General features: G+C 60.3%; 16 protein-coding genes. 4 read left to right on the top strand and 12 right to left on the bottom strand.

Going from position 1 to position 19,730, the window contains the following annotated elements; translation table 11 throughout:
- Positions 1 to 86 precede the first annotated feature (86 nt).
- Complete coding sequence (locus tag LHF31_RS06980) at positions 87 to 362, bottom strand: NifU family protein (protein WP_298003956.1); 276 nt, start codon at positions 360 to 362, stop codon at positions 87 to 89.
- Positions 363 to 366: 4 nt separating this feature from the next.
- Positions 367 to 864: a cyclic nucleotide-binding domain-containing protein gene (locus LHF31_RS06975; RefSeq protein ID WP_298003959.1), complete on the bottom strand. Its 498-nt coding sequence runs from the start codon at positions 862 to 864 to the stop codon at positions 367 to 369.
- 419 nt (positions 865 to 1,283) lie between these two features.
- Between LHF31_RS06975 and LHF31_RS06970 the strand changes: the two genes are divergently transcribed.
- Genes LHF31_RS06970 through LHF31_RS06960 form a run of 3 tightly spaced genes read left to right on the top strand, consistent with a single transcriptional unit; the run spans position 1,284 to position 2,283 of the window.
- The gene (locus LHF31_RS06970) at positions 1,284 to 1,742 is read left to right on the top strand and encodes a GNAT family N-acetyltransferase (RefSeq protein ID WP_298003962.1); all 459 of its coding nucleotides are present in this window, start codon (positions 1,284 to 1,286) and stop codon (positions 1,740 to 1,742) included.
- Complete coding sequence (locus LHF31_RS06965; RefSeq protein WP_303773950.1) at positions 1,739 to 2,044, top strand: hypothetical protein; 306 nt, start codon at positions 1,739 to 1,741, stop codon at positions 2,042 to 2,044. The genes LHF31_RS06970 and LHF31_RS06965 overlap by 4 nt, the downstream gene beginning before the upstream one ends.
- Before the next feature lie 5 nt (positions 2,045 to 2,049).
- A complete protein-coding gene (locus tag LHF31_RS06960; protein ID WP_298007725.1) occupies positions 2,050 to 2,283 on the top strand; it encodes a DUF2905 family protein in 234 nt (77 codons plus the stop codon).
- 28 nt (positions 2,284 to 2,311) lie between these two features.
- Here the strand turns inward: LHF31_RS06960 and LHF31_RS06955 are convergent, their stop codons facing one another.
- The 10 genes from LHF31_RS06955 to LHF31_RS06910 all read right to left on the bottom strand — a co-directional run bounded on the left by LHF31_RS06955 (position 2,312) and on the right by LHF31_RS06910 (position 18,935).
- Complete coding sequence (locus LHF31_RS06955) at positions 2,312 to 4,435, bottom strand: bi-domain-containing oxidoreductase (protein ID WP_298007723.1); 2,124 nt, start codon at positions 4,433 to 4,435, stop codon at positions 2,312 to 2,314.
- A gap of 189 nt (positions 4,436 to 4,624) precedes the next feature.
- Entirely contained in the window at positions 4,625 to 5,587 is a 963-nt protein-coding gene (locus tag LHF31_RS06950; protein WP_298007721.1) for an aldo/keto reductase, read from the bottom strand.
- Positions 5,588 to 5,668: 81 nt separating this feature from the next.
- Entirely contained in the window at positions 5,669 to 6,841 is a 1,173-nt protein-coding gene (locus LHF31_RS06945) for a DUF4037 domain-containing protein (protein WP_298007719.1), read from the bottom strand.
- On the bottom strand, positions 6,838 to 7,260 hold the full coding sequence (locus LHF31_RS06940) for a hypothetical protein (protein WP_298007716.1): 423 nt from the start codon (positions 7,258 to 7,260) through the stop codon (positions 6,838 to 6,840). The genes LHF31_RS06945 and LHF31_RS06940 overlap by 4 nt, the downstream gene beginning before the upstream one ends.
- A 119-nt stretch (positions 7,261 to 7,379) precedes the next feature.
- Positions 7,380 to 10,037, bottom strand: coding sequence for an HD domain-containing phosphohydrolase (locus LHF31_RS06935; protein ID WP_298007714.1), 2,658 nt, complete (start codon positions 10,035 to 10,037; stop codon positions 7,380 to 7,382).
- A 102-nt stretch (positions 10,038 to 10,139) separates the two neighbouring features.
- A complete protein-coding gene (locus LHF31_RS06930; RefSeq protein WP_298007712.1) occupies positions 10,140 to 12,476 on the bottom strand; it encodes a tetratricopeptide repeat protein in 2,337 nt (778 codons plus the stop codon).
- A 72-nt stretch (positions 12,477 to 12,548) separates the two neighbouring features.
- Positions 12,549 to 15,365, bottom strand: coding sequence for a DNA polymerase I (gene polA / locus LHF31_RS06925; RefSeq protein WP_298007710.1), 2,817 nt, complete (start codon positions 15,363 to 15,365; stop codon positions 12,549 to 12,551).
- Between the two features lie 18 nt (positions 15,366 to 15,383).
- Positions 15,384 to 16,979, bottom strand: a complete 1,596-nt coding sequence (locus LHF31_RS06920; RefSeq protein WP_298007708.1) for a transposase — start codon at positions 16,977 to 16,979, stop codon at positions 15,384 to 15,386.
- A 103-nt stretch (positions 16,980 to 17,082) separates the two neighbouring features.
- Positions 17,083 to 17,676, bottom strand: coding sequence for a histidine phosphatase family protein (locus LHF31_RS06915; RefSeq protein WP_298007706.1), 594 nt, complete (start codon positions 17,674 to 17,676; stop codon positions 17,083 to 17,085).
- A complete protein-coding gene (locus tag LHF31_RS06910; protein WP_298007704.1) occupies positions 17,673 to 18,935 on the bottom strand; it encodes an MFS transporter in 1,263 nt (420 codons plus the stop codon). Before LHF31_RS06910 ends, LHF31_RS06915 begins: the two co-directional genes overlap by 4 nt.
- Positions 18,936 to 19,144: 209 nt before the next feature.
- Here LHF31_RS06910 and LHF31_RS06905 point away from each other — a divergent pair, with 209 nt between their 5' ends.
- Positions 19,145 to 19,720: a DoxX family protein gene (locus LHF31_RS06905; RefSeq protein ID WP_298007702.1), complete on the top strand. Its 576-nt coding sequence runs from the start codon at positions 19,145 to 19,147 to the stop codon at positions 19,718 to 19,720.
- Positions 19,721 to 19,730: the final 10 nt, after the last annotated feature.

Raw genomic sequence — 19,730 nt, 5'->3', positions numbered from 1 at the left:
CGAGGTGAGCCTGTCCATCGGGTACAGACAGGGCTTACTCACCCGGCAGAACTTTGCCCGGCGCAGGGAAGATTCACTCAGAGAAATTACTTCTGGGGTTTTTCCTCGACGGCTTCGACTTTTTCAATTTCAGGGAAGAATTGACGCACCGTCCCCGCTACCCAGCCGTTGATGGTCGTAGGCGAGAGCGGACACCCCTCACAGGCGCCGCCCAGGCGCACCTTGAGCACCTTCCCGTCAAAACTCACCATCTCCACCGAACCGCCGTGATACTGCTGAATGTAGGTGTCCAGCGTTTCAATAAGTGCACGCAGGCGCTCCTCGGTGGAATACTCCAGGGAATTGCCGTTGGTTGTAACCATTGTTTTACCCCTCCTGTTTCTGACAACCTTCTGACGTGGGTTGCATTTCCATACCGGTGGTGAGCATTTCGAGGATGGAGATATGGGTGTTGCGCAGGCGTTCCGCAATGACGCTCGCCAGCCGTTCCAGCCAGACCCGTCCGAGGTCGGGGTTGCGTTCACACAGGGTTTGCAGGCAGGCGCGTTTGAGGCGGTACGCCACCACGTCGGTCTTTGCCACCGCTGAACTGGTGTACACATCCCGCCCCAGCGCCGCAGACCAGCCGCACACCCCGCCCGGGGAGATGCGCGCCACCACCAGCGAGGGACCATCGTAGGGTTTGTAGCGAATCTGAACCTCGCCTTCCAGAACGATGCACAGGGCATCGGCAAGATTGCCCTGCTGAAAAATCACCGTGCCCGAGGGGTAGCGCATCTCTTCCAGAAAGGGAGAGAGGGCTTGAATCTGCTGGGGATTCAGCCCTTCAAAAATGGCAAGATGCGCGTACTCCTGTCTGAACATTGTACTAATCTTAATAAATGCCGCGGGGGAATTGTAGTGGCAAATATACATGATTCCTGGATGATTTTCCTCGCTTTTTTATGACCATTTTCCTCGTATTTTCAGGCGAAGCAGGTGTCACAAAATCAGGGCAAAGTTCACCCCCTGAGGGGTTGCGAGTGTCACATGGAGAGAATGATAATGTTCACACGCCAGGAGTGACTTCCCTAATCTACCCTTTACGGGGAAAAGGAGTATGATTACGCCATGGAGACGGGCGCACACCTCCTGTAAGAAAAGATTTAGGCTGTCTCCTCCTTTGGCGAAAGCCCCCGCTGAGTTTTCCCCCACCGCCCTCAGCGGGGGCTATTGTTTTCCCTGCTGTGCGGCGGGGGATGGATTATAATCTTAACATCCCTTTCCGATGAGGAGACTGCCCCATGATTGTCATTCAATCTCCTACCACCCGCGAAGAGTTCAAAGCCTACTACGACCTGCGCTACCGGGTCCTGCGTGAGCCGTGGGGGCAGCCGCGCGGCACAGAAAAAGACGACTATGAGCCGATCAGTCAGCATTTCATGGCAGTTCGTGAGGATACCCGTGAAATTGTCGGCGTGGTCAAACTGCTCGAGAAAGAGCCGGGGGTGGGCTGGTTCTCCCATCTGGCGGTGGCGCCGGCATACCAGAAAAAGGGCATTGGAAAAATGCTGGTTGCTCACGTGGAAGAAGAAGCCCGAAAGCGCGGCTTCCGCGCGCTGGGATGCTTTTCTCGCCTGAATACCACCGATTACTTTGAGAAACTGGGTTACCGCATTGCCGGTTTGCCCACCCATTACTTTGGCACCACCCAGGTGGTGTGGATGCAGAAAGACCTGCAACCATCTGAGGAACAGAGATGAACTGGTTTCAAGATCTCTTCTTCAAACCTTACCCATCTTCTGCCCATGCCGAGGTGACGCGCCTGCTGGACGAACTGGTGGACATCGGCAAACGGGATGATTTCCTTGCCGAACGCTTCACGCCCGGTTTCAACCTGCAGTTGCGCCACATCCGTGCTCGCGAGATTGGCGAACGCCTGCACGCCATTGGCGGACGCGCGTTGATGGAGTACGCCTACCGCCATGTTGCCCGCAAAGCCGGGCGCGTCCTGGCGGATCACCTGGAATATGCCTGGGCAGAAATTGGCGACTGGTTGAGGTGAAGCCTATGGGACTGGAGCGCATTGGCGCGGGGTTGATGCTGCTGGGTGCCGTGCTTCTGCTGGTGGGCGGCTTGCTCTGGCTGGCGGGGCGCTTCCTGCCCGATTTCAGCCGCCTGCCGGGGACGATTCGCATTGAAGGCGGCGGGGTGACCTGCATCTTCCCTCTGCTGGCTTCGATTGTCCTGAGCCTGGTGCTCACCATCCTGTTGAATCTGCTTGCCCGCTGGCTGAACCGATGACCGCCTGCGGCGCCCGGTGAGGGTTGCCCTACCGGCGGCTTACCGCAATCATCCAGCGGGCGACGGCAAGCAACTGCTCGTAGGGGATGGGCGGAGTGCCGCCCTGCCTGAGCGCGGTGAGGAAGGCTTGCCACGCGGCGGCGTGCCCTTTGTCCTGACCGCCTGTGCGTGTCTCTTCTCTGCGGTTGTTGCGGTACACCTCCAGACGGGTGAAATCCTCCAGCACCATGGCGGTGCCGCCGCAGAACACCTCCACCCGTTCTTTGGACATGGCGCGATCGCCGTTTGCAAGGTAAGAGACCGTTCCCAGCGAGCCGTCGGCAAAACTCAGGGTAAGCACGGCGTTATCGCCGCAGTAGCGACCGCCATCGGGCAGGTAGCGTGCCTCCACCGCAACCGGCGGTGTTCCCACCAGAAAGGTGAGAAAATCCACAAAATGACAGGCTTCGCCGACGATGCGCCCGCCGCCCACGGACGGGTCCTGCGTCCAGTGTTGCGGGGGCAGATAGCCTGCGTTGACGCGGTAATGCGCCACCAGCGGCTCGGCGCGCCCTTCCAGGCGACCTTTCATGCGCTGTGCCAGCGGGGCAAAACGGCGGTTAAAGCCCACCATCAGCAGGGGCAGGTTTTCGGTTTGCAGGGCGCGTTCAATTTCTTCCAGTTCTTCCAGCGTCAGCGCCAGAGGTTTTTCGCAGTACACCGCCTTCCCGGCGCGCAGGGCTTGCAGGGTCTGGCGGGCGTGTTGATGGTGACGGGTGAGGATCGCCACCGCCTGAATCTCCGCGGCGGTGAGGATTTCCTCTTCCTGCGAGGTGGCAAAGCGGAAGCCGAATTTTTGCGCGGCGCGGCGGGCGGTCAGTCCGGAAGCGCTGGCGATGCCCTCCAGACGCGCGCCTCCCACCCGCTGAATGGCGGGCAGGAAGGTCGCCGTGGCGTAGTTGCCCGCCCCCAGCACCCCGATGCCGGGCAACCCCTGCACGGCAGACACAGGCGGGCGCAGTTCAATGCGCCGGGTGGGGGTTTCCTCCGGCGTTTGCGGATAGGTGAGCAGAACACCCAGAAACGGCTCGTTGCGTTTGCCGGTGATGAGGGCGTAGGCTTCTGCCCCCTGTTCAATGGGAATGCGGTGGGAGATGAGGGGGTGCACATCCAGCAAGCCGCCTGCCATCAGGTCTACAACGGCTTGCAGGTTGCGCCCTTCCGTCCAGCGCACATAACCGATGGGGTAATCCTGCCCGCGCTCTTCGTAGGTGGGGTCGTAGCGCCCCGGTCCGTAGGAACGGGAGACCAGAAAGGTGAGTTCCTTCTCGTAATACACCTTGCGGGGCAGGTCCAGCCCCACGGCGCCGACGGCAACCACATGGGCGCGGTCCCGCGCCAGTGTGCCTGCCAGCGTCACCGGGTCGTTGGAACGGGCATCGGCGCAGATCAGCACGGCATCAAAGCCCTGCCCGGCGGTGAACGCCGCACCGGCGCTCTCCGCATCCGGTCGCAAAACGGCGCCATGAGCGCCCATGCGCTTTGCCAGTTCCACCCGTTCCGGGCTGAGATCCACGCCGAAGACATGACAGCCCGCGGCGCGCGCCAGCCCCACGCTGAGCAACCCCAGCAAGCCCAGTCCGATGATGGCAATGCGCTCGCCCACCTGAGGCTGTGCCAGACGAAAGCCGTGCAGGGCGATGGCGCCCAGCGTGGTGAACGCCGCCGACTCGAAATCCACGCTGTCGGGCAGTTTCACCAGCAGATTTTTCGGCACCACCGCATACTCAGCATGGACGGCGTACCCGCCGCCCGCACAAGCCACGCGGTCGCCGGGGGCAAAGCCCTCCATGCCCTCACCCACCTCAACGATGACCCCCGTTGAGGAATATCCCAGCGCCATGGCTTGATCCAGACGGTTGAATGCCGCCTGCAGGGTGGGAATCAGCCCTTCACGGCGGGCTTTCTCCAGCACCTGGCGCACCAGATCAGGGCGCGAGCGGGCTTTTTCGAGCAGGTTTTTCCCGGCAAATTCCACCACCATGCGTTCGGTGCCTGCCGAGACCAGCGAGGTTGCCGTGCGCACCAGCGCGGTACCGCGCCGCACCACCGGCACGGGGACTTCGGCAACTTCGGCTTTTCCATCACGCATGTTTTGAAGCAGTTGTTTCATGGGGTGTAAATGAGTACTCCCGTTTGGAATGGTCTGGACGAATGGAAGGAAGGTTTTCTGACCTCCCTGACAGATAGTGCCTTTCCGCAGGCATTCCGCCGTCCCCTCCCATTATACCCGCATGCCCGTAAAGCAAAAACAGGGCAATCCTTCCAGAGGACTGCCCTGTGTGCGGTTAAAGAACCATGCCTAGGACTCGCGCCAGTCGCTGGCCTGGTCAATGGCGGTGACGTCTTCCGGCGTCAGTTGCACGTTCAGACTGCCCAGAATGTCGCGCAGTTGCGCCACGTTATTTGCTCCGATGATGGGCGCGGTGATGGCAGGACGCTGGAGCATCCACGCCAGTGCCACCTGCGTGACGGTGGCGTTGTGCTTCTTACCCGTCTCCTCCAGCAAATCAATCAGGGCAAAGTTCTTTTCGGTGAAGAAACGCTTCAAGCCCTCGGCGCGGGCGCTGTCGGGAATCACGCCGCGGCGGTACTTGCCGGTGAGGAAACCGCCCTGCAGGGGGCTGTAGGGAATCACGCCAATGCCCTGATCCAGACACACCGCCTCCAGTTCACGCTCAAACTCGGCGCGCTTGACCAGACTGTAGGGCGGCTGCAGGCTGATGAAGCGGTTGAGGTTGTATTTGTCGCTGATCCACATGGCTTTCATCAGGCGCCATGCCGGTTCGTTGGACGCGCCGATGTAGCGCACCTTTCCGGCTTTGATTAAGTCGTCCAGGGCGCGCAGGGTTTCTTCCTGCGGAGTATCGTAGTGCGGCCAGTGGGTCTGGTACAGGTCAATGTAATCGGTTTGCAGACGCCGCAGGGAGTCCTCGATGGCTTTCATCACATGCCCGCGGCTTAACCCATCACCGTTGGGACCTTCCCACATGCGTCCATTGAATTTGGTCGCCAGTACGATGAGGTGGCGGTTCTTGCGGGCTTTCATCCAGCGCCCGATAATTTCCTCGCTGACGCCGCCGGGGTTGCCCGGCACCCATGCCGAGTACACGTCGGCGGTGTCAATGAAGTTGCCGCCCGCCTCGAAGTAGGCGTCCATCACCTCGAAGGCGGTTTTCTCGTCGGCGGTCCAGCCAAACTGCATTGTCCCCAGACAGATGCGCGCCACCTTCAGCCCGGAATTGCCCAATCTGCGGTATTCCATAGAGTCCCTCCTTTTCCGTGAACGATAACGGAATGATGTTTGAGAAAACGGGCGCTTTCAGCCCGTACGCTTATTATGCCTTCATTCACCGGTATTGTAAAGATACTTCAGGCTCAGGCACACTTCGGTTTCGGAGATTAAGTCGGTGCTGGTGGAAATCTGGTTGATCGATCCCAGGAAATTGGGCAGGTTGCGGATGCGCTCGTCCGGGATGGCGGCGCGAATCTGGTGGGCGATCCGGTCACCGTGGATGACGCGGTAGGGACGGTTGTGGAAGAAAGAGGGGGTGGTATCCACCGGTGGAATCAAGTCCAGGCGGTTGAATTCCTCTGCGCAAATGGAGTATGCCTGGCAGAGATGCGATTCGCGTTCGGGGAAGTTGTTGGCGCGCAGGGCTCCCTCCAGATAGGGTTGAAGGCGCGGCGCCATGTTCAGGCGCTGGAAGGCGCTCCCAAACCATTTGCTGTACGGGGCGTACCTGCGTTCGATCAGAAACGCCAGCCCGATGACAATCTGTACCAGCCGTGCGGTGATGATGCGCGATCCCAGATCGTCATGCACTTCGGCAGTGCGCCCGACAAAGGCTTCTTCCTGCCCCAGTTTCATCCACTGCGCCGCCAGCAGGTACATCCATATCTCGCGCGGGTAATACACCAGTTGCTGGCGCAGGCGTTCCAGCCCCAGATCGTCGTGCCATACCCCGCCGCCGGTCAGGCTGAGCAGTTTGTGCTCGGAGAAGGTCATCCAGTCCTGAATGGTGAGAGGAGTGTGGGTATCCCAGCCGATTTCTTTGCGGAAGTACTCCGGTATGGTGGTGATTTCAATGAGATGATCCACCGGTCCGTGCTGGAGTTTGCGCATCAGGCGCACCCCCTCTTCATCCGGCGGACCAAAATGGGTGGGGTAGCCCATGAACTGCACCGGCAGGCGCTGACGCAAAGCCTGAAAGAGAAAACTGCGTTCGGCGGTGTTGAAGGACGGCTCGACAAACAGCACCATGCGCGGTCCCCACATGTGATCGCGGGAGCGTTCGGTGTCCAGCCCGACTACATCCGAACCGTAGCCGACCAGGGCGGCAGAGTGGCGCAGTCCGGGGAAGGCACTGTCTACAATGGGACGGACGGCTTTGACATAGTACTGTCTGGATAATCCCAGACCCGGGATAAAAGGAACGGTTGCGGGATCAAACGGCTCACCCATATTCTCTCCACCTGGACTTTCTGAATAATAAGGGGGGAGAGAATGGGCGTTCATTCTTCATCTCCCGATGGCATGGCAGGCTGATCCACCCGAATCACATCGCCGTGCAGGTTAATCACCACCCGAAAGCCCATCATTCCCAGATAGGCGCGTGCTTCTTCCGGAATACCCACTTCCAGCAGTTGCTCGAACTGCTGATCCATGTTTTTTAATTGCTGTTCAATGATGGCGCGGGAAAAAATGTCATCCTGACCGAGCATTTGAGCGGTCTGTTCGCTGATGATGTCCTCGTGCCCGCGCATTTGTTCGCGCATCCATGCCAGCACCTGCCGATCGACCTGCTCGGCGGGGATGTGGCGGCGGAAGCCGCGGTCATTGACCACGTAACACGGCTCATCGCCCACATACGCCACCTCGACAGGCTGATCGAATTCATCAATGACCAGACCGGCAAACAGGGCTTGACGAGGCACGCTTTCATTATAACATCCTCAGGGCGTTCCTTGTTGAGGCAAAAACAGCCTTTTTGCATGAGGATTACCGCATTCTTTCTGTGCAGTGACTTACTCCCTGCGGATGCCGGGACAGAGCCTCAGGGGACAAAATGCCCTTTTTCCAGAATTTTTTCGACGCGGTCAATGATTTGCACAAAGGTTTTGACCACCTGCGGGTCGAACTGCAAACCAGCCTGTGCCTGAATGTACTGAAGGACTTTTTCGCGGGGCCAGGCTTTGCGGTAGGGGCGGTCGGTGGAGAGCGCGTCCCACACGTCCACGACTGAGAAGATGCGCGCCGCCAGCGGAATCTGCTCGCCACGTAAGCCGTAGGGATAACCGCTCCCGTCCCAGTGCTCGTGATGGAAGGTGGGGATATCCATTGCCGGGCGCAGGTAGGGGATGCGCGCTAGCCATTCGCGGGCATACAGGGTGTGGCGGCGCATGATTTCGCGCTCTTCTTCGGTGAGGAAGGAGGGCTTGAGCAGGATGGTATCGGGAATGCCCAGTTTGCCGATGTCGTGCAAAATGGCGCCGCGGCGCAGTTGAATCAGGTCTTCGTGGCTCAAGCCCATGGCTTTACCCAGTTCTACGGAGGCTTCCACCACCCGACGGGTGTGGTCTTCGGTGTTGCTGTCGCGCAGTCCCAGCGCCAGCGCCCAGCCTTCCAGGGTGGCATCGTAGGCGGTGGTCAGTTCGGCGTTGGTGCGCTGGAGATCCTCAAACAGGCGCGCGTTTTCGATGGCAATGGCCGCCTGTCCCGCCAGGGTGTTCAGCAGTTCCAGCCATTCCTGCGGCGCGGGAGAGACTTTGCGGCGGCACACTTCCAGCACCCCCACCACTCGGGATTTGCTGACCAGCGGGACGGTAAAAATCTGCTGGAAGCCTTTTTCCCACATCAGACGGTCGTGGGAGCCTTCGGGCAGGGTTGTCCATTCTACCTTTCCGCCGCTCAGTTTGCCTTCCAGCATGGCTTTGCCCACCAGCGATTCGCCCGGACGCACGCGGATGTGTTCCAGGCGGGTGGTGTTCAATCCCATCGTGGCAACGCAATCGAGGTGGAAATGGAGGGGGTCAAATTCGTACAGCAGGGCGGCATCCACTTTAAGCGTGCGCAGGCACTGCTGGAGCAGGATGTTGGCGGTGGCTTTCAGGTTGTGGCTGGAGGAAATGGCAGTGTCAATTTCGTGCAGGGATGCCAGTTGCTCCAGGCGGGTGTGCACTTCTGCATCCAGTTGCGCGCGGCGCAGGACGCTCCCGATGATATCACCCGCGGTCTGGACCAGGCGGACTTCCGCCTCGGTGAAGAGGCGGGGGTGTTCCACTGAAATCAGCAGTACGCCCAGATGTTCCTGACCGGCGCGTAAAGGAGCCAGTACGGCGCGCCAGCCTGCCGGAATCAGACGGGTGATGTCTTTGTTGGAACCTGGGTCGTTGTGCAGGTCTTCGCTGAAAATGGGATAATCCCTTTCAAAGGCTTTTTCCACCAGCCCGCCGCGCAGAGGGAAGGTTTTGCCCTCAAAGGGTTTTGCCCAGCCGCGCACTGCCAGCGCCTGGAAGCATTGATTCTCTCGATCCACCTGAGCGATACCGCCAGCCGGGGCGTCCAGCGTCTCCAGCAGGATATCCATGACCCTTTCAAGGAAGACGGTCACCTGCGACTGTTCGCGCGCCAGCGTGGAAATGCGGTTGAGGGCTTCGAGGTGTTTGAGGCGCAGGCGCAGTTGTTCCTGCGCTTCGCGTTCGACGGTCACATCGCGCAACACCATGCCAATGCGGTATCCCTGCGGGGTGGGCAGGGCAAAACTGTTCAGTTCACATATGCGCACCTGCCCGCTGGCATGCAGAAAACGGGCTTCGGTTTTCCGGTTGAAAAAGGGGCTTTTGCCGGTTTTCAGGGCTTCTGTGAATGCCCGCGTCAGTTTGGACAGCGCCGGAGGGGTGCGGTAAGCCGGCAGGGCAATGTGTTCGAGAACTTTCACAGTCGCCTGCCCCTGCATCTCTGCGCGGGGGTAGCCCAGCAGGCGTTCTGCGCCCGGATTCCATTCCGCCACCCGGCCGGTTTCATCAATCAGGATGAAGGCGTCGAAACTCTTTTCCAGCACCATCTGCATCTGGGCGGTTTGCAGGGCAAGCGCGTTCTGCGTCGCCTGGCGTTGCGCCAGTTCTATTTCCAGCATGCGCTGGTAATTTGCCAGCATGTGGTTGGTGAAGTACACAATGAGAATGAAAATGGCACCGATGAGAAATCGGAAAAGTACCTCCATTACGGGGGTGATGGGCACAGTGGAAGAGGGCAGGAGCCCTGCCTGTTCCACCGAGAGGGAGAGCAACAGCACGCCTGCCCCAAGCACAATGGACACCAGACTGCCTTTGAAGCCAAGAAGCAGCCCGGAAACGTAAATCAGGATGAGCATCATCCCTGCCATGGGGCTGTGCACCCCGCCGGTAAAGAGCATGATAATGGTGTAATGGACCCAGAACACCCCAAACAAAAGCAAGCGGATGACCCTTGAAGACAGTCGGGAGCGGGCAACCCAGATGCCCCCCAGCACCAGTAAGAAAATGCCGTTCAGGAAAAGAAACAGGGGGGCGGTGCGCATGGTCAGCCAGAGCGCCAGTACGCCTGCCGCAATCCCGCCGCCGGTGGTCAGAATGAGAATGTCCAGATAGGAGAATCGGGAGTCTGCCGGGGTCGGAGATTTTGCCGACCATAAGGCATCTCTGGAGAGATTGGAAAACAGAGAACCCGCCATAAAAATGAAACCACCCCTAAACCGGGGCAATTTTAACCCAAAACAGTGGGAATTACCTTACGAATTGATGAGAAAATGGTTACAAAATGGTAACAAATTTTCTTACCGACGCAGACTGTCGCGCCTGAGGGTGTTCAGGGCTTCACGGTAGTCCTGAACATTGGGCGGGTTAAGCGAGACAATGGTCTCCAGCAGGTTGATGGCTTCCATCACTTTGCCTTCGTCCAGATACAGATTGGCGGCGGCGTCCATCTGCGCCACGCCTTCCTCGATGCGCCCTTCGCGCACGTACAGGTCTGCCAGACGGCGGTACAGGTCCACATTGGCGCCCGCTTCGGCGATAAGGTCCTGCAGGAACTGTACTGCCTGGGCGCGCCTGCCGGTGCTTTCCATCAGGTTGATGAACGAATCCACCTCGCCCAGGGCGGCGGAGGCTTGCCCCATGCGCAGGTTTAACTGCACCAGTTGCAGGCGGGTCTGGGGGTTATCGGGCTGGATGGTGCGAATCTGTTCGTAGATGCGCAGAGCCTGCCGGAAATTGAGCCGCTGCATGTCAATATCCGCCACCTTGAGCAGAATCTCCACTCCCCAGGTGCGGTTCTGGCGGGACTGCTGGGCAATCTTCAACGCGTTGAGGTAGGTCTGACGGGCTTTGTCCAGTTCTGCCAGGCGGTAGTAGGCGTCTGCCAGTTCCATGTACTCTTCCAGGGCTTCGTCAATGCGTTCCTGCGTGACCAGCAGTTCGATCAGTTGCTCGCGCACTGCCAGATCCATGGGGTTCATCTGAAGCACACGGCGGTAAAGGCGCGCGGCGCGGGCAACTTCACCGCGCACGGCATAGAGTTCGGCAACCACCTGAAACTTGCGGCTGGCGTCTTCCCTGCGCCCTTCCTGCAGGAGCAGTTCGCCAATCTGTTCGTGCAGGGGCAGGTAATGGGGCGCCAGTTGCAGGGCGTAAAAGGCTTCTTCCTGGGCGGTGCGCGAAAGCCCCATCTGAGAAAGTTCCCGCACCCGCGCGATGGCTTCCACCACCTGACCGCCGCGCGTTTCCAGTAAAATCTCGGCGACAGGCGAGGGGGCGGCATCGGGCGCCGATTGTGGTAAATTCTCGCGGGCTTTGGTCAACAAATCGCGCCAGTCGGGGCGCAGGAGTTGGTCGCGCACCTGAAGACACAGAGTTTCCAGGCTTTTCAGGTCTTCCTCGCTGGCAACCGCATCAATGAGCGGCTCATAGGACTGGCGCAGGGCTTCCTGATGGGCTTCGGGCACCAGGGCTACATCGGCCTGCGCCAGCGCCTGCAGATACGCCGCCGCGGCTTCGGGGAGCATTCCTTTGTCCAGCAAAATTTTTCCGCGCAGAAGGCTGGCGGGCAGCAGGTATTCGGGGTGTTTGGCGGCTTCCTGCAGGTAGCGCAGGGCTTTGTCGCCGTCTCGATCTGCCAGCAGGTAGCCCAGGTCGTAGTACAGGGCGGCGTGGCGCAGTCCGGCATCGGCGGCGCGTTCCAGTTCGGCAATGGCATTGGTGACATCGCCCTGCATTTGCGAATCGATGGCCTGCCCAATGTGCAGTGCCATGCGGGTGCGGTCGCCCGCCATGCTGAGCGGACCGGTCACCCCGCGCGCCAGCGCGGCAAGCCCACTGCGCGGTGCGGCTTCGCGCTGGGTTTCCTCCACCTGATCAAACAACAGGGATGCCAGTTGCTCCAGTGCCTTCTGGCGCCCTTCTTCTACCGGGTTCAAGCCCGCGCCTTCGGCTTTGCGTTCGCCCTTGCCCTTTTCCTCACTGCGCACCGACGCCATGCGGATGGGTCCGGTGCTGCCTTTGGGGCGAGAGGGCGGCGGCAGGAGTTGATTGGTTCGCAACATGTGCAGGGCAAAACGGGCTTCCTGGCTTTCGGGCATCAGCCGCAGGGCATACTCCACCGATTTTAGCGCGCGGGGCATATCGCCGGTGCGCTGGAAGATGCTGGCAATGGCGATATACTCATTGATGGCTTCCATTTTGCGCCCCATGCGCTCATACACGGCGGCAAGCCGCTGGCGGGTAGGCAGGTGTTCGGGGTACAGGCTGAGCACATGCACCCAGTCTTCGATGGCTTTGTCCACATCGCGGGCGCGCAGGTGCAGTTCTGCCGCCTGCAGGCACACCTCGCTGGCTTCTTTGATTTTGCCCATGCGCTCGTAAATGCGCGTTAACTTCTCGTAGGGAACGGGGTCGGTGGGAGCAATTTTAGAGGCACGCTGATAACACTCCAGCGCCCGCTCCAACTCGCCCAGTTCAAAATACGCCAGCCCGAGGCTGGAGAGCGCCAGCGGGCTATCGGGCATTTCTTCCAGCGCCTGTGCATAAAACTGGGCGGCTTTTACCCAGTCCTGATCCCATGCGGCGGAATGCCCCTGATTCATTGCCTGTTGGAAAACTGCCTGATTCCCTGCCATATGCTTAAGAATAACATGAAATTTTGCAACCCAACCCGTATTTGCCAAACTGTTGGGAAACTGAAATGTGCCTCATGAGAGGGGCGTCATCTCTCCCCAGTTGATTCCCCAGCGGGCTTCGGTGGTGAGGGGAATCTGGAGCGGGAAGGCTGTTTCCATGACGCGCTGGACGAGTTTCGCTGTCTCCGGCAGTTCTTCGCGGGGGACCTCCAGCACCAGTTCGTCGTGCACCTGCAACAGCAGGCGCGCGCGACTGCCCGCCGCGCGCAGGGCATCGGGCAGGCGAATCATGGCCAGTTTGATGATGTCTGCGGCTGTGCCCTGAATGGGGGCGTTGATGGCTTCGCGTTCCTCGCGGGCTTTGAGTGCCGGGCTGGCGGGGTTCTTCAGGTTGGGGAAGTAGCGGCGGCGCCCCAGCAGGGTTTCCACGTAGCCCTCACGGGCGGCGCGGCGGCGCAGGTCGTCCAGGTAGCGTTTGACGCCGGGGAACTGATCGAAGTATGCCTTGACGAAGTTTTCGGCTTCTGCCAGAGTCAGGTCGGCGGAACGGCTCAAGCCAAAGGCGCTCATGCCGTAGATCAGCCCGAAGTTAATGGCTTTGGCGTGGCGGCGCATCTCGCGGGTGACCGCCTCGAGCGGTACGCCGTACACCGCCGCCGCCGTGGCGGCGTGGATGTCCTGCCCGGCGCGGAACGCCGCCAGCATGGCTTCATCGTTTGCCACATGTGCCACAATGCGCAGTTCGATTTGCGAGTAATCCACCGAGAGCAGAACCCAGCCTTCGTCGGCGATGAAGGCTTTGCGCACCTGCCGACCCAGGTCGGTGCGGGTGGGGATGTTCTGCAGGTTGGGGTCGGAAGATGCCAGCCGTCCCGTGACCGAGCCAGTCTGGTTGAAGCGGGTATGCACCCTGCCCGTGCGCGGGTTGACCTGCTGAGGGAGGGCGTCTACATAGGTGGATTTGAGTTTGCTCAACTCGCGGTTTTCGAGGATTAAATCCACCACCGGATGTTTGCCGCGCAATTCTTCCAGCACCTCTGCCGAGGTGGAGTACAGCCCGGCGCTGGTCTTCTTGCGGCGGTCGGGCGGCTCCAGGCGCAGTTCCTCAAAGAGCACCCGCGATAACTGCTGGGTGGAGTTAATGTTGAAGGGATGTCCCACCAGGGCGTAAATTTCTTTTTCGATCTCGGCAAGGCGCTGGCTGAGTTCCACGCTCATCCTCTGAAGGAAGGGCGTATCCAGCAGGATGCCGTTCCACTCCATTTCCGCCAGCACCGGCACCAGCGGCATTTCCACTTCCTGAAACAGGCGGGTGACGCCCGCTTTGAGCATGCGCTCTTCCAGGATGGGCTTGAGCCGCAGGACAATCTCAGCGTCGGCGGCGGCGTAGGGGGCAACCTGAGCAACGGGCACCTGCGCCATGGTGCGCTGGTTCTTTCCCGTGCCGATGAGTTCCTCGATGTGGGTCATCTGCACCCCCAGGTAACGCTCTGCCATCTCTTTCAGTCCCAGGTAGTGCGAGGCGGGATCCACCAGCCACTCGGCGATCATGGTGTCGAACGCCAGCCCCTGCGCCTCGATGCCTGCCAGGCGGAGCGCCAGCAGATCGTACTTAAGGTTTTGTCCCACTTTGGGCTTGCCGGGGTCATTGAGAAAGGGCGACAGGGCTGTGCGAATGTTCTCCAGCGGCAGTTGGGGTTCGGCGGTGAGGTGTCCTACCGGCAGGTAGTAGCCTGTGCCGGGCTCCACCGCCAGCGAGATACCCACCAGCGTGCCGGTCAGCGGGTCGGTGGAGGTGGTTTCGGTGTCCAGGGCAATCCATTCGGCTTGCGCCAGGTGTACACACAGGTCTGCCAGCGCTTCGGGGGTGTTCACCACCACGGTGTTCAGGTCGTGCAGGGGCGGGATGCCCACCCGCACCATCTCTTCGCCAAAGAGCGATAACTGACCCACTGCCGCCGGTTCCGGGGGGATGAGGGGAACCTGCTGTGGGGCATTGCTGGCGGAGACGCCGAAGATTTTCTCCAGACGGGTGATGAGCGAGCGGAACTCCATGCGGCGGAAGAACTCAATGACCCTCTCCACGGGGATGGCATCGGTGCGGGCTTGTGCCAGTTCCAGGGTGATGTGCAGGTCGCGTTGAATGGTTGCCAGTTCGCGGCTCATGAACGCCGCTTCGCGCCCTTCTTCCAGTTTCTGGCGAACTTTGGCGGGCAGTTCGTTCAGGTGGGCGTAAATGTCTTCCAGATGTGGGTAGTCCTTCAGCAGGGCAAGAGCAGTCTTCTCGCCGATACCGCGTACGCCGGGGATATTGTCGGAGGGGTCGCCTGCCAGGGCTTTGAAATCCACCACCTGATCGGGACGCACGCCCAGGTAGGCTTGCACGTCTTCAGGGCGGATAAAGTCTCTGGCTTCGCTGAGTTTGTTCCCCGCCAGATTGACGGCAATGCGCTCATCCACCAGTTGCAGAAGGTCGCGGTCGCCGGTGATGATCTTGGCGCCGAAACCCTGTTTGACCGCCTGATGGGCGATGGAGGCGATGATATCGTCGGCTTCGTAGCCGTTCAACTCCAGGCGGGGGAACCCGAAGGCATCCACCAGTTCGCGGATGCGCTCCATCTGGGCGCGCAGGTCGTCGGGCATTTTGGCGCGGGTGGCTTTGTACTCGGGGTAAATCTGGTCGCGGAAGGAGTAACCGCCGTCAAAAGCCACCGCCAGATACTCGGGCTTTTCCTGCTCCAGCAGGCGCAGGAGCACGCTGGCAAAGCCGTACACCCCGGCGGTGGGCTCGCCGCTGGCAGTGGAAAGGCGCATTCCAGAGGTGGTGAGGGCAAAAAAAGCGCGATAGGCTAAGGCATGTCCATCAATCAGATACAGCACAGGGGGCATGAGGCGCTCCACAAAAGGTCAATGGGATGTGTCCGTGGATGAGGAAAGCCGCGGCAAATTGTCAGAGGAAGATGGCAACAGGACGCCCTGACGGCGGCGGGTTTCCTCAATATAGTCGCGCAGGAGGCGCGGCGAGGGCGGCTGGGGACCGCTGACGATGAGGTAGCCGCTTGCCCAGAAATCGCCGGAGGGGTTTTCCTCTGCCAGGGCGGGGAAGTGCTCAAAAATGAAGGAGGAGGTGCGCTGGCGAATCACGCGGATGAGCGTCGCCGGGGCAATGGACGGGCTGACCTGCACCGACCACTGCATGTACTGCGGGCGTACGGCAATGCCTTCCAGCCGCCAGCCAAACGCCAGGCACAACTGCTGGACGCGCTGGCTGACCTGTTCGCCCAGCGCGCCGGTGAGGAAGTGCGAAGGCAGGCGCGGGATGAGCACGCAGGTGTAGAAAATCTGGCTGAACGCGGTGGAGACCGGTTCGATTTGCTGGATGCTGGTTAAATCGGGCAGGACGGTGGCATGGTTGACCGCCAGTTCCTCTTCTTCGGGCAGGAGGGCGGGCAGGGTTTCGGCGCTGGCAGACTGCGCGGGGGCGGGTTCGGGTTCGGGAGGCGGAGGTGCTTCCACAGCAGGCGCTTCGTGGATGGGAGGGGCGGGCGTCTCCACGGAGACGCGCGGCAGGGAGAGGTCAATCTCCGGCACCCACTCTGTGGCGGGCTGGGGGTCGGGCGGGGGCACGTCGCCCAGCAAATCTGCCAGCGAGATTTGTTCGGGCAGGTCTTCTTCTGCGGTTTCTTCCTCAGGCGGCAGGGTTTCGGGGAGCCATGCCGCAGGGGAGGCGGGTGCCGCCCGGGGCTGAGGAGGGACGGTTTTTTCCGGGGAGGCGGGTGCGCTGCCGTTGGTGAGGGTGCGGGTCATCTGCAGGGCTTCGGTGCGGATGCGGCTGAGAGGCGTTTTGAGCGGGTATACCAGCCCCAGCGCCATGTGCGGGGTCAGCGCGGTAACGTAAAGGATGCGTTCGCCCAGTTCTTCGCTCAGGCGGGCAAAGCGCACCACATCGGTGGCTTCTTCCATCTCCCACAGGCGTTCGATCTGCGCCTTGAGGGCTTCGGCGGCGGAGGTGCGGACAACCTGCGCGCCACTGCGGTGCAGAATTATTCCGCCTTCAGCGGTGCTGTTTGCCAGCAGATGTTCCAGAGCCTGTTCGTCCACCCAGACGGGCAGTCCTTCCTCTCCGGCGGGCGGCGGGGGCTCGGCGCTATCCAGCCCTGCCAGCAGGTCGAGTAAATCGGGCAGGTAAAAGGGGCGGGAAAGGTATCCGTGCGCGGGGATGTCGCGTACGGCAGGATGCTGAGGGTCGTTTTCGGGGGGGATCAGCACCAGTTTCAAGCCGGGGTGGTCGTGCAGAAGGACAGCGCTCAGTTCGGCAAGAGGCAGATCCGGCAGGTCGCAGTCGAGGATGACGATGCGGTAGTAGGGGTTGACCACTGCGGCGGCGGCTTCGCGGGCACTGCTCACCAGGCGCACCTGATAGCGCCCTTCCTCTTCGAGGCTTAGGCGGATCAGTTCGCCAAAGGCGGCGTGCGGCGTGGCAACCAGAACCGAGGCGCTCATACGATACTTTTAGTGTATCACAAAAGCACCACAAGGATACAGCCCTGCTTTCCTGAAGAAAAAAGCCTCTCCCGCGGGGAGAAAGAGCGGGAATGAGGGTGCACTACTCCCTGCTGTCACTCGGGGATGCGCCGTTCCACTCCACCACCAGAATATCCCCGTTGGCGGGGATGTAGCGGGGCGCCTCTTCCAGCGGGATGGCGTGCGCCTGACAGTACAGGGTCGCCAGCGCCAGTCCATGCCCGAACACCAGCACGGTCTGCCCCTCGTGCTGATGGGCGATGTCGTCGGCGGCGGCGCGCACACGTGCGGCAACCTGGGTGACCGTCTCCCCGCCGGGGGCAGAGGTGAGGGCTGGCGCGCGGCGGATGGCTTCCAGTTCGGCGGCAAAGCGTTGGGCAATTTCCGCGTGGGTCAATCCCTCAAACACCCCCTGATGAATCTCACGCAGGCGCTCATCGATGCGAATCTCCAGCCCCAGACGGCGTGCTGTGGGGTGTGCCGTTTGCAGAGCGCGGCGCAGGGGACTGGCATACAGGGCGCCAAATACCACCCCTGCCCGTGCCAGCCGTTCCGCCATGGCTTCAGCCTGCGCCAGTCCCGTGGGGTTGAGAGGCACATCGCGCCAGCCCTGCCAGCGCCCCTCGCGGTTCCAGTCGGTCTCGCCGTGACGGATCAGCCACAGGACGGCGCTCATCCGGCGGGCACCTCGCGGGACTGGGGTTGATTTTCGGGCAGGCGCGCGGCGCGCAGCACCAGCACGATGCCGATGACGTACATGATCAGGCACAGCACAAAGGGCAGGTTGCGGTCGATGGAGGACAACTGTCCGGCAATCCAGCCGAAGGGCGAGGTGGCGGCAACCAGCGTCGCCACAAACAGCGCCATGAGGCGGGCGCGCTCTTCGGCGTTCATTGTCACCACCAGCAGGCGGTCCATCTGCGTGCCCAGCACGGCAAAACTGCACGTCTCGATGGTTACCGAAAGGAACAGCAGGGGGTAATTGCCCGCCGGGGTGAGCAGGAGAATGGAATATGCGACCATATAACCCAGAAATGAGAGCACCATGGGGTTGCGGAAATGCACACCGCGCAGGCGCGGGGTGATGAGGAAGAAAAAGGTAAGCATGATGGCAGACTTGGCAATGGGGAAGAACGAAAGGTGCGCCGCGGGGATGTGCAGTTTCTCGGTGACCAGAATGGACCAGAAGGTATTGCTCACTGTGGCGGCAATGGAAAAGGCAAGGTGAATGCCGAGCGTGTACAGAGTGGCGGGCGAGCGGAAGAGGATGCCCAGCACGTCGCGGTACTCCAGCAGAAGGGAGAAGATACTGCGGTGGCGCGTCTCTTCCATGCGGATTTTGCCCTGGCGCGTCTCGGTCACCATGGCGTTCATGACGATGAACTTGGCAGTCATCATCACGCACGCCAGCAGGAGCAAGCCGCGCATGGTCGGCACCAGTCCAAAGCGGGCGATGAGCAGTCCTGCGATGGGCGCAAAGAAGACAGCCAGTTGCCCGGCAATGTAAATCCACGAGTAGATTTCCACCAGTTCTTCGGGATCGGTGTCTTCCACCAGCACCAGCGTCCACGAGTTGTGGGTGACGCGCCAGGCGCTGTTGAACGGCACGGCGGCGAGGAAGGAGTAGAAACTGCGCGCAGTTGCCCACAGCAGGGTGGGGATGCTCCAGGAAAGGGCGTCAAAGATGAATGTAGTGCGCTTGCGTCCCAGTTTATCGGTGATGATGCCCCCCAGCAAGCCCCAGAAGAACTGCATCGCCAGCCCCAGGCTGACCAGCAAGCCGATTTGACTGTCGGTCAAACCCAGCGCCCGCATGTACACCGAGAAGTAGGGAGCGTAGAGGTTGAACGGAATACCCCACAGCGGTTCCGAGAGGATCGCGCCGCGGGCATTGCCCCGCACATTTTTCAGGGTCTGAATCAATGGATGTGCCATGCCGTTTCCTTGCCTGATTCCAGAATCAGGAAAATTGTACCGTAATTCACGAATGGGTGTGAACCTTCGCAGTGGTTTGGAATAGGGAGACCTGTCCCAGAGAAATAGGGTTGAGTGTCCCTGTGGTTTTGTGTACTTATCTTCTACAATCCAAATGGATTGTTCAATGAACGATCTCAACATCATCAACCTGCATTAAGGAGTGATCTATGGCAAGCATTTCCACATTTTTCAAGGGTGAAAACCTTGATTTACAGGACCCTTCCTGGGTTAAATTCCTTTTCAATGACCGCCGTGCTGCCTGGGTGTGGCTTGTAGTGCGTATCTGGCTGGGATGGCAGTGGATTGATGCCTCCCTGCACAAAATCAACAATCCTGCCTGGGTGGTGACGGGTGAAGCGCTCAAGGGATTTTGGGCACGGGCTGTTGCCGTACCTGAGCCACCTGCGCGACCGCCAATCGCCTTTGATTGGTACCGCGCTTTCATTCAGTATCTGCTGGATGCACAATCGTACACCTGGTTTGCCAAACTGGTGGCTTATGGTGAACTGCTGGTTGGTATTGGACTGATCGTTGGCGCAATTGTGGGTATTACCGCCTTCTTTGCCGCGTTGATGAACTGGAACTTCATGATGGCTGGTACTGCCAGCACCAACCCGTTGCTCTTCCTGGTTGCTATTCTGCTGATTCTGGCGTGGAAAGTGGCAGGTTACTATGGCGCTGACTTCTTCATCCTCCGCTGGTTGAACAGCAGAAAGAAGATATCTCAAACGGCTCAATCATAACGATATTCCT

The organism is Anaerolinea thermophila, assembly GCF_020723905.1.
GTDB lineage: Bacteria > Chloroflexota > Anaerolineae > Anaerolineales > Anaerolineaceae > Anaerolinea > Anaerolinea thermophila_A.
Note: the sequence above shows the minus strand (reverse complement) of the source record. Positions and strands in the feature narration are given on the sequence as shown.

What these genes read in the sequence shown, in the direction of transcription:
- LHF31_RS06980 (WP_298003956.1), bottom strand. Translation starts at nt 362, where the DNA reads ATGGTTACAACCAACGGCAATTCCCTGGAGTATTCCACCGAGGAGCGC.
- LHF31_RS06975 (WP_298003959.1), bottom strand. Translation starts at nt 864, where the DNA reads ATGTTCAGACAGGAGTACGCGCATCTTGCCATTTTTGAAGGGCTGAAT.
- LHF31_RS06970 (WP_298003962.1), top strand. Translation starts at nt 1,284, where the DNA reads ATGATTGTCATTCAATCTCCTACCACCCGCGAAGAGTTCAAAGCCTAC.
- LHF31_RS06965 (WP_303773950.1), top strand. Translation starts at nt 1,739, where the DNA reads ATGAACTGGTTTCAAGATCTCTTCTTCAAACCTTACCCATCTTCTGCC.
- LHF31_RS06960 (WP_298007725.1), top strand. Translation starts at nt 2,050, where the DNA reads ATGGGACTGGAGCGCATTGGCGCGGGGTTGATGCTGCTGGGTGCCGTG.
- LHF31_RS06955 (WP_298007723.1), bottom strand. Translation starts at nt 4,435, where the DNA reads ATGAAACAACTGCTTCAAAACATGCGTGATGGAAAAGCCGAAGTTGCC.
- LHF31_RS06950 (WP_298007721.1), bottom strand. Translation starts at nt 5,587, where the DNA reads ATGGAATACCGCAGATTGGGCAATTCCGGGCTGAAGGTGGCGCGCATC.
- LHF31_RS06945 (WP_298007719.1), bottom strand. Translation starts at nt 6,841, where the DNA reads ATGAACGCCCATTCTCTCCCCCCTTATTATTCAGAAAGTCCAGGTGGA.
- LHF31_RS06935 (WP_298007714.1), bottom strand. Translation starts at nt 10,037, where the DNA reads ATGGCGGGTTCTCTGTTTTCCAATCTCTCCAGAGATGCCTTATGGTCG.
- LHF31_RS06930 (WP_298007712.1), bottom strand. Translation starts at nt 12,476, where the DNA reads ATGGCAGGGAATCAGGCAGTTTTCCAACAGGCAATGAATCAGGGGCAT.
- polA (WP_298007710.1), bottom strand. Translation starts at nt 15,365, where the DNA reads ATGCCCCCTGTGCTGTATCTGATTGATGGACATGCCTTAGCCTATCGC.
- LHF31_RS06920 (WP_298007708.1), bottom strand. Translation starts at nt 16,979, where the DNA reads ATGAGCGCCTCGGTTCTGGTTGCCACGCCGCACGCCGCCTTTGGCGAA.
- LHF31_RS06915 (WP_298007706.1), bottom strand. Translation starts at nt 17,676, where the DNA reads ATGAGCGCCGTCCTGTGGCTGATCCGTCACGGCGAGACCGACTGGAAC.
- LHF31_RS06910 (WP_298007704.1), bottom strand. Translation starts at nt 18,935, where the DNA reads ATGGCACATCCATTGATTCAGACCCTGAAAAATGTGCGGGGCAATGCC.
- LHF31_RS06905 (WP_298007702.1), top strand. Translation starts at nt 19,145, where the DNA reads ATGGCAAGCATTTCCACATTTTTCAAGGGTGAAAACCTTGATTTACAG.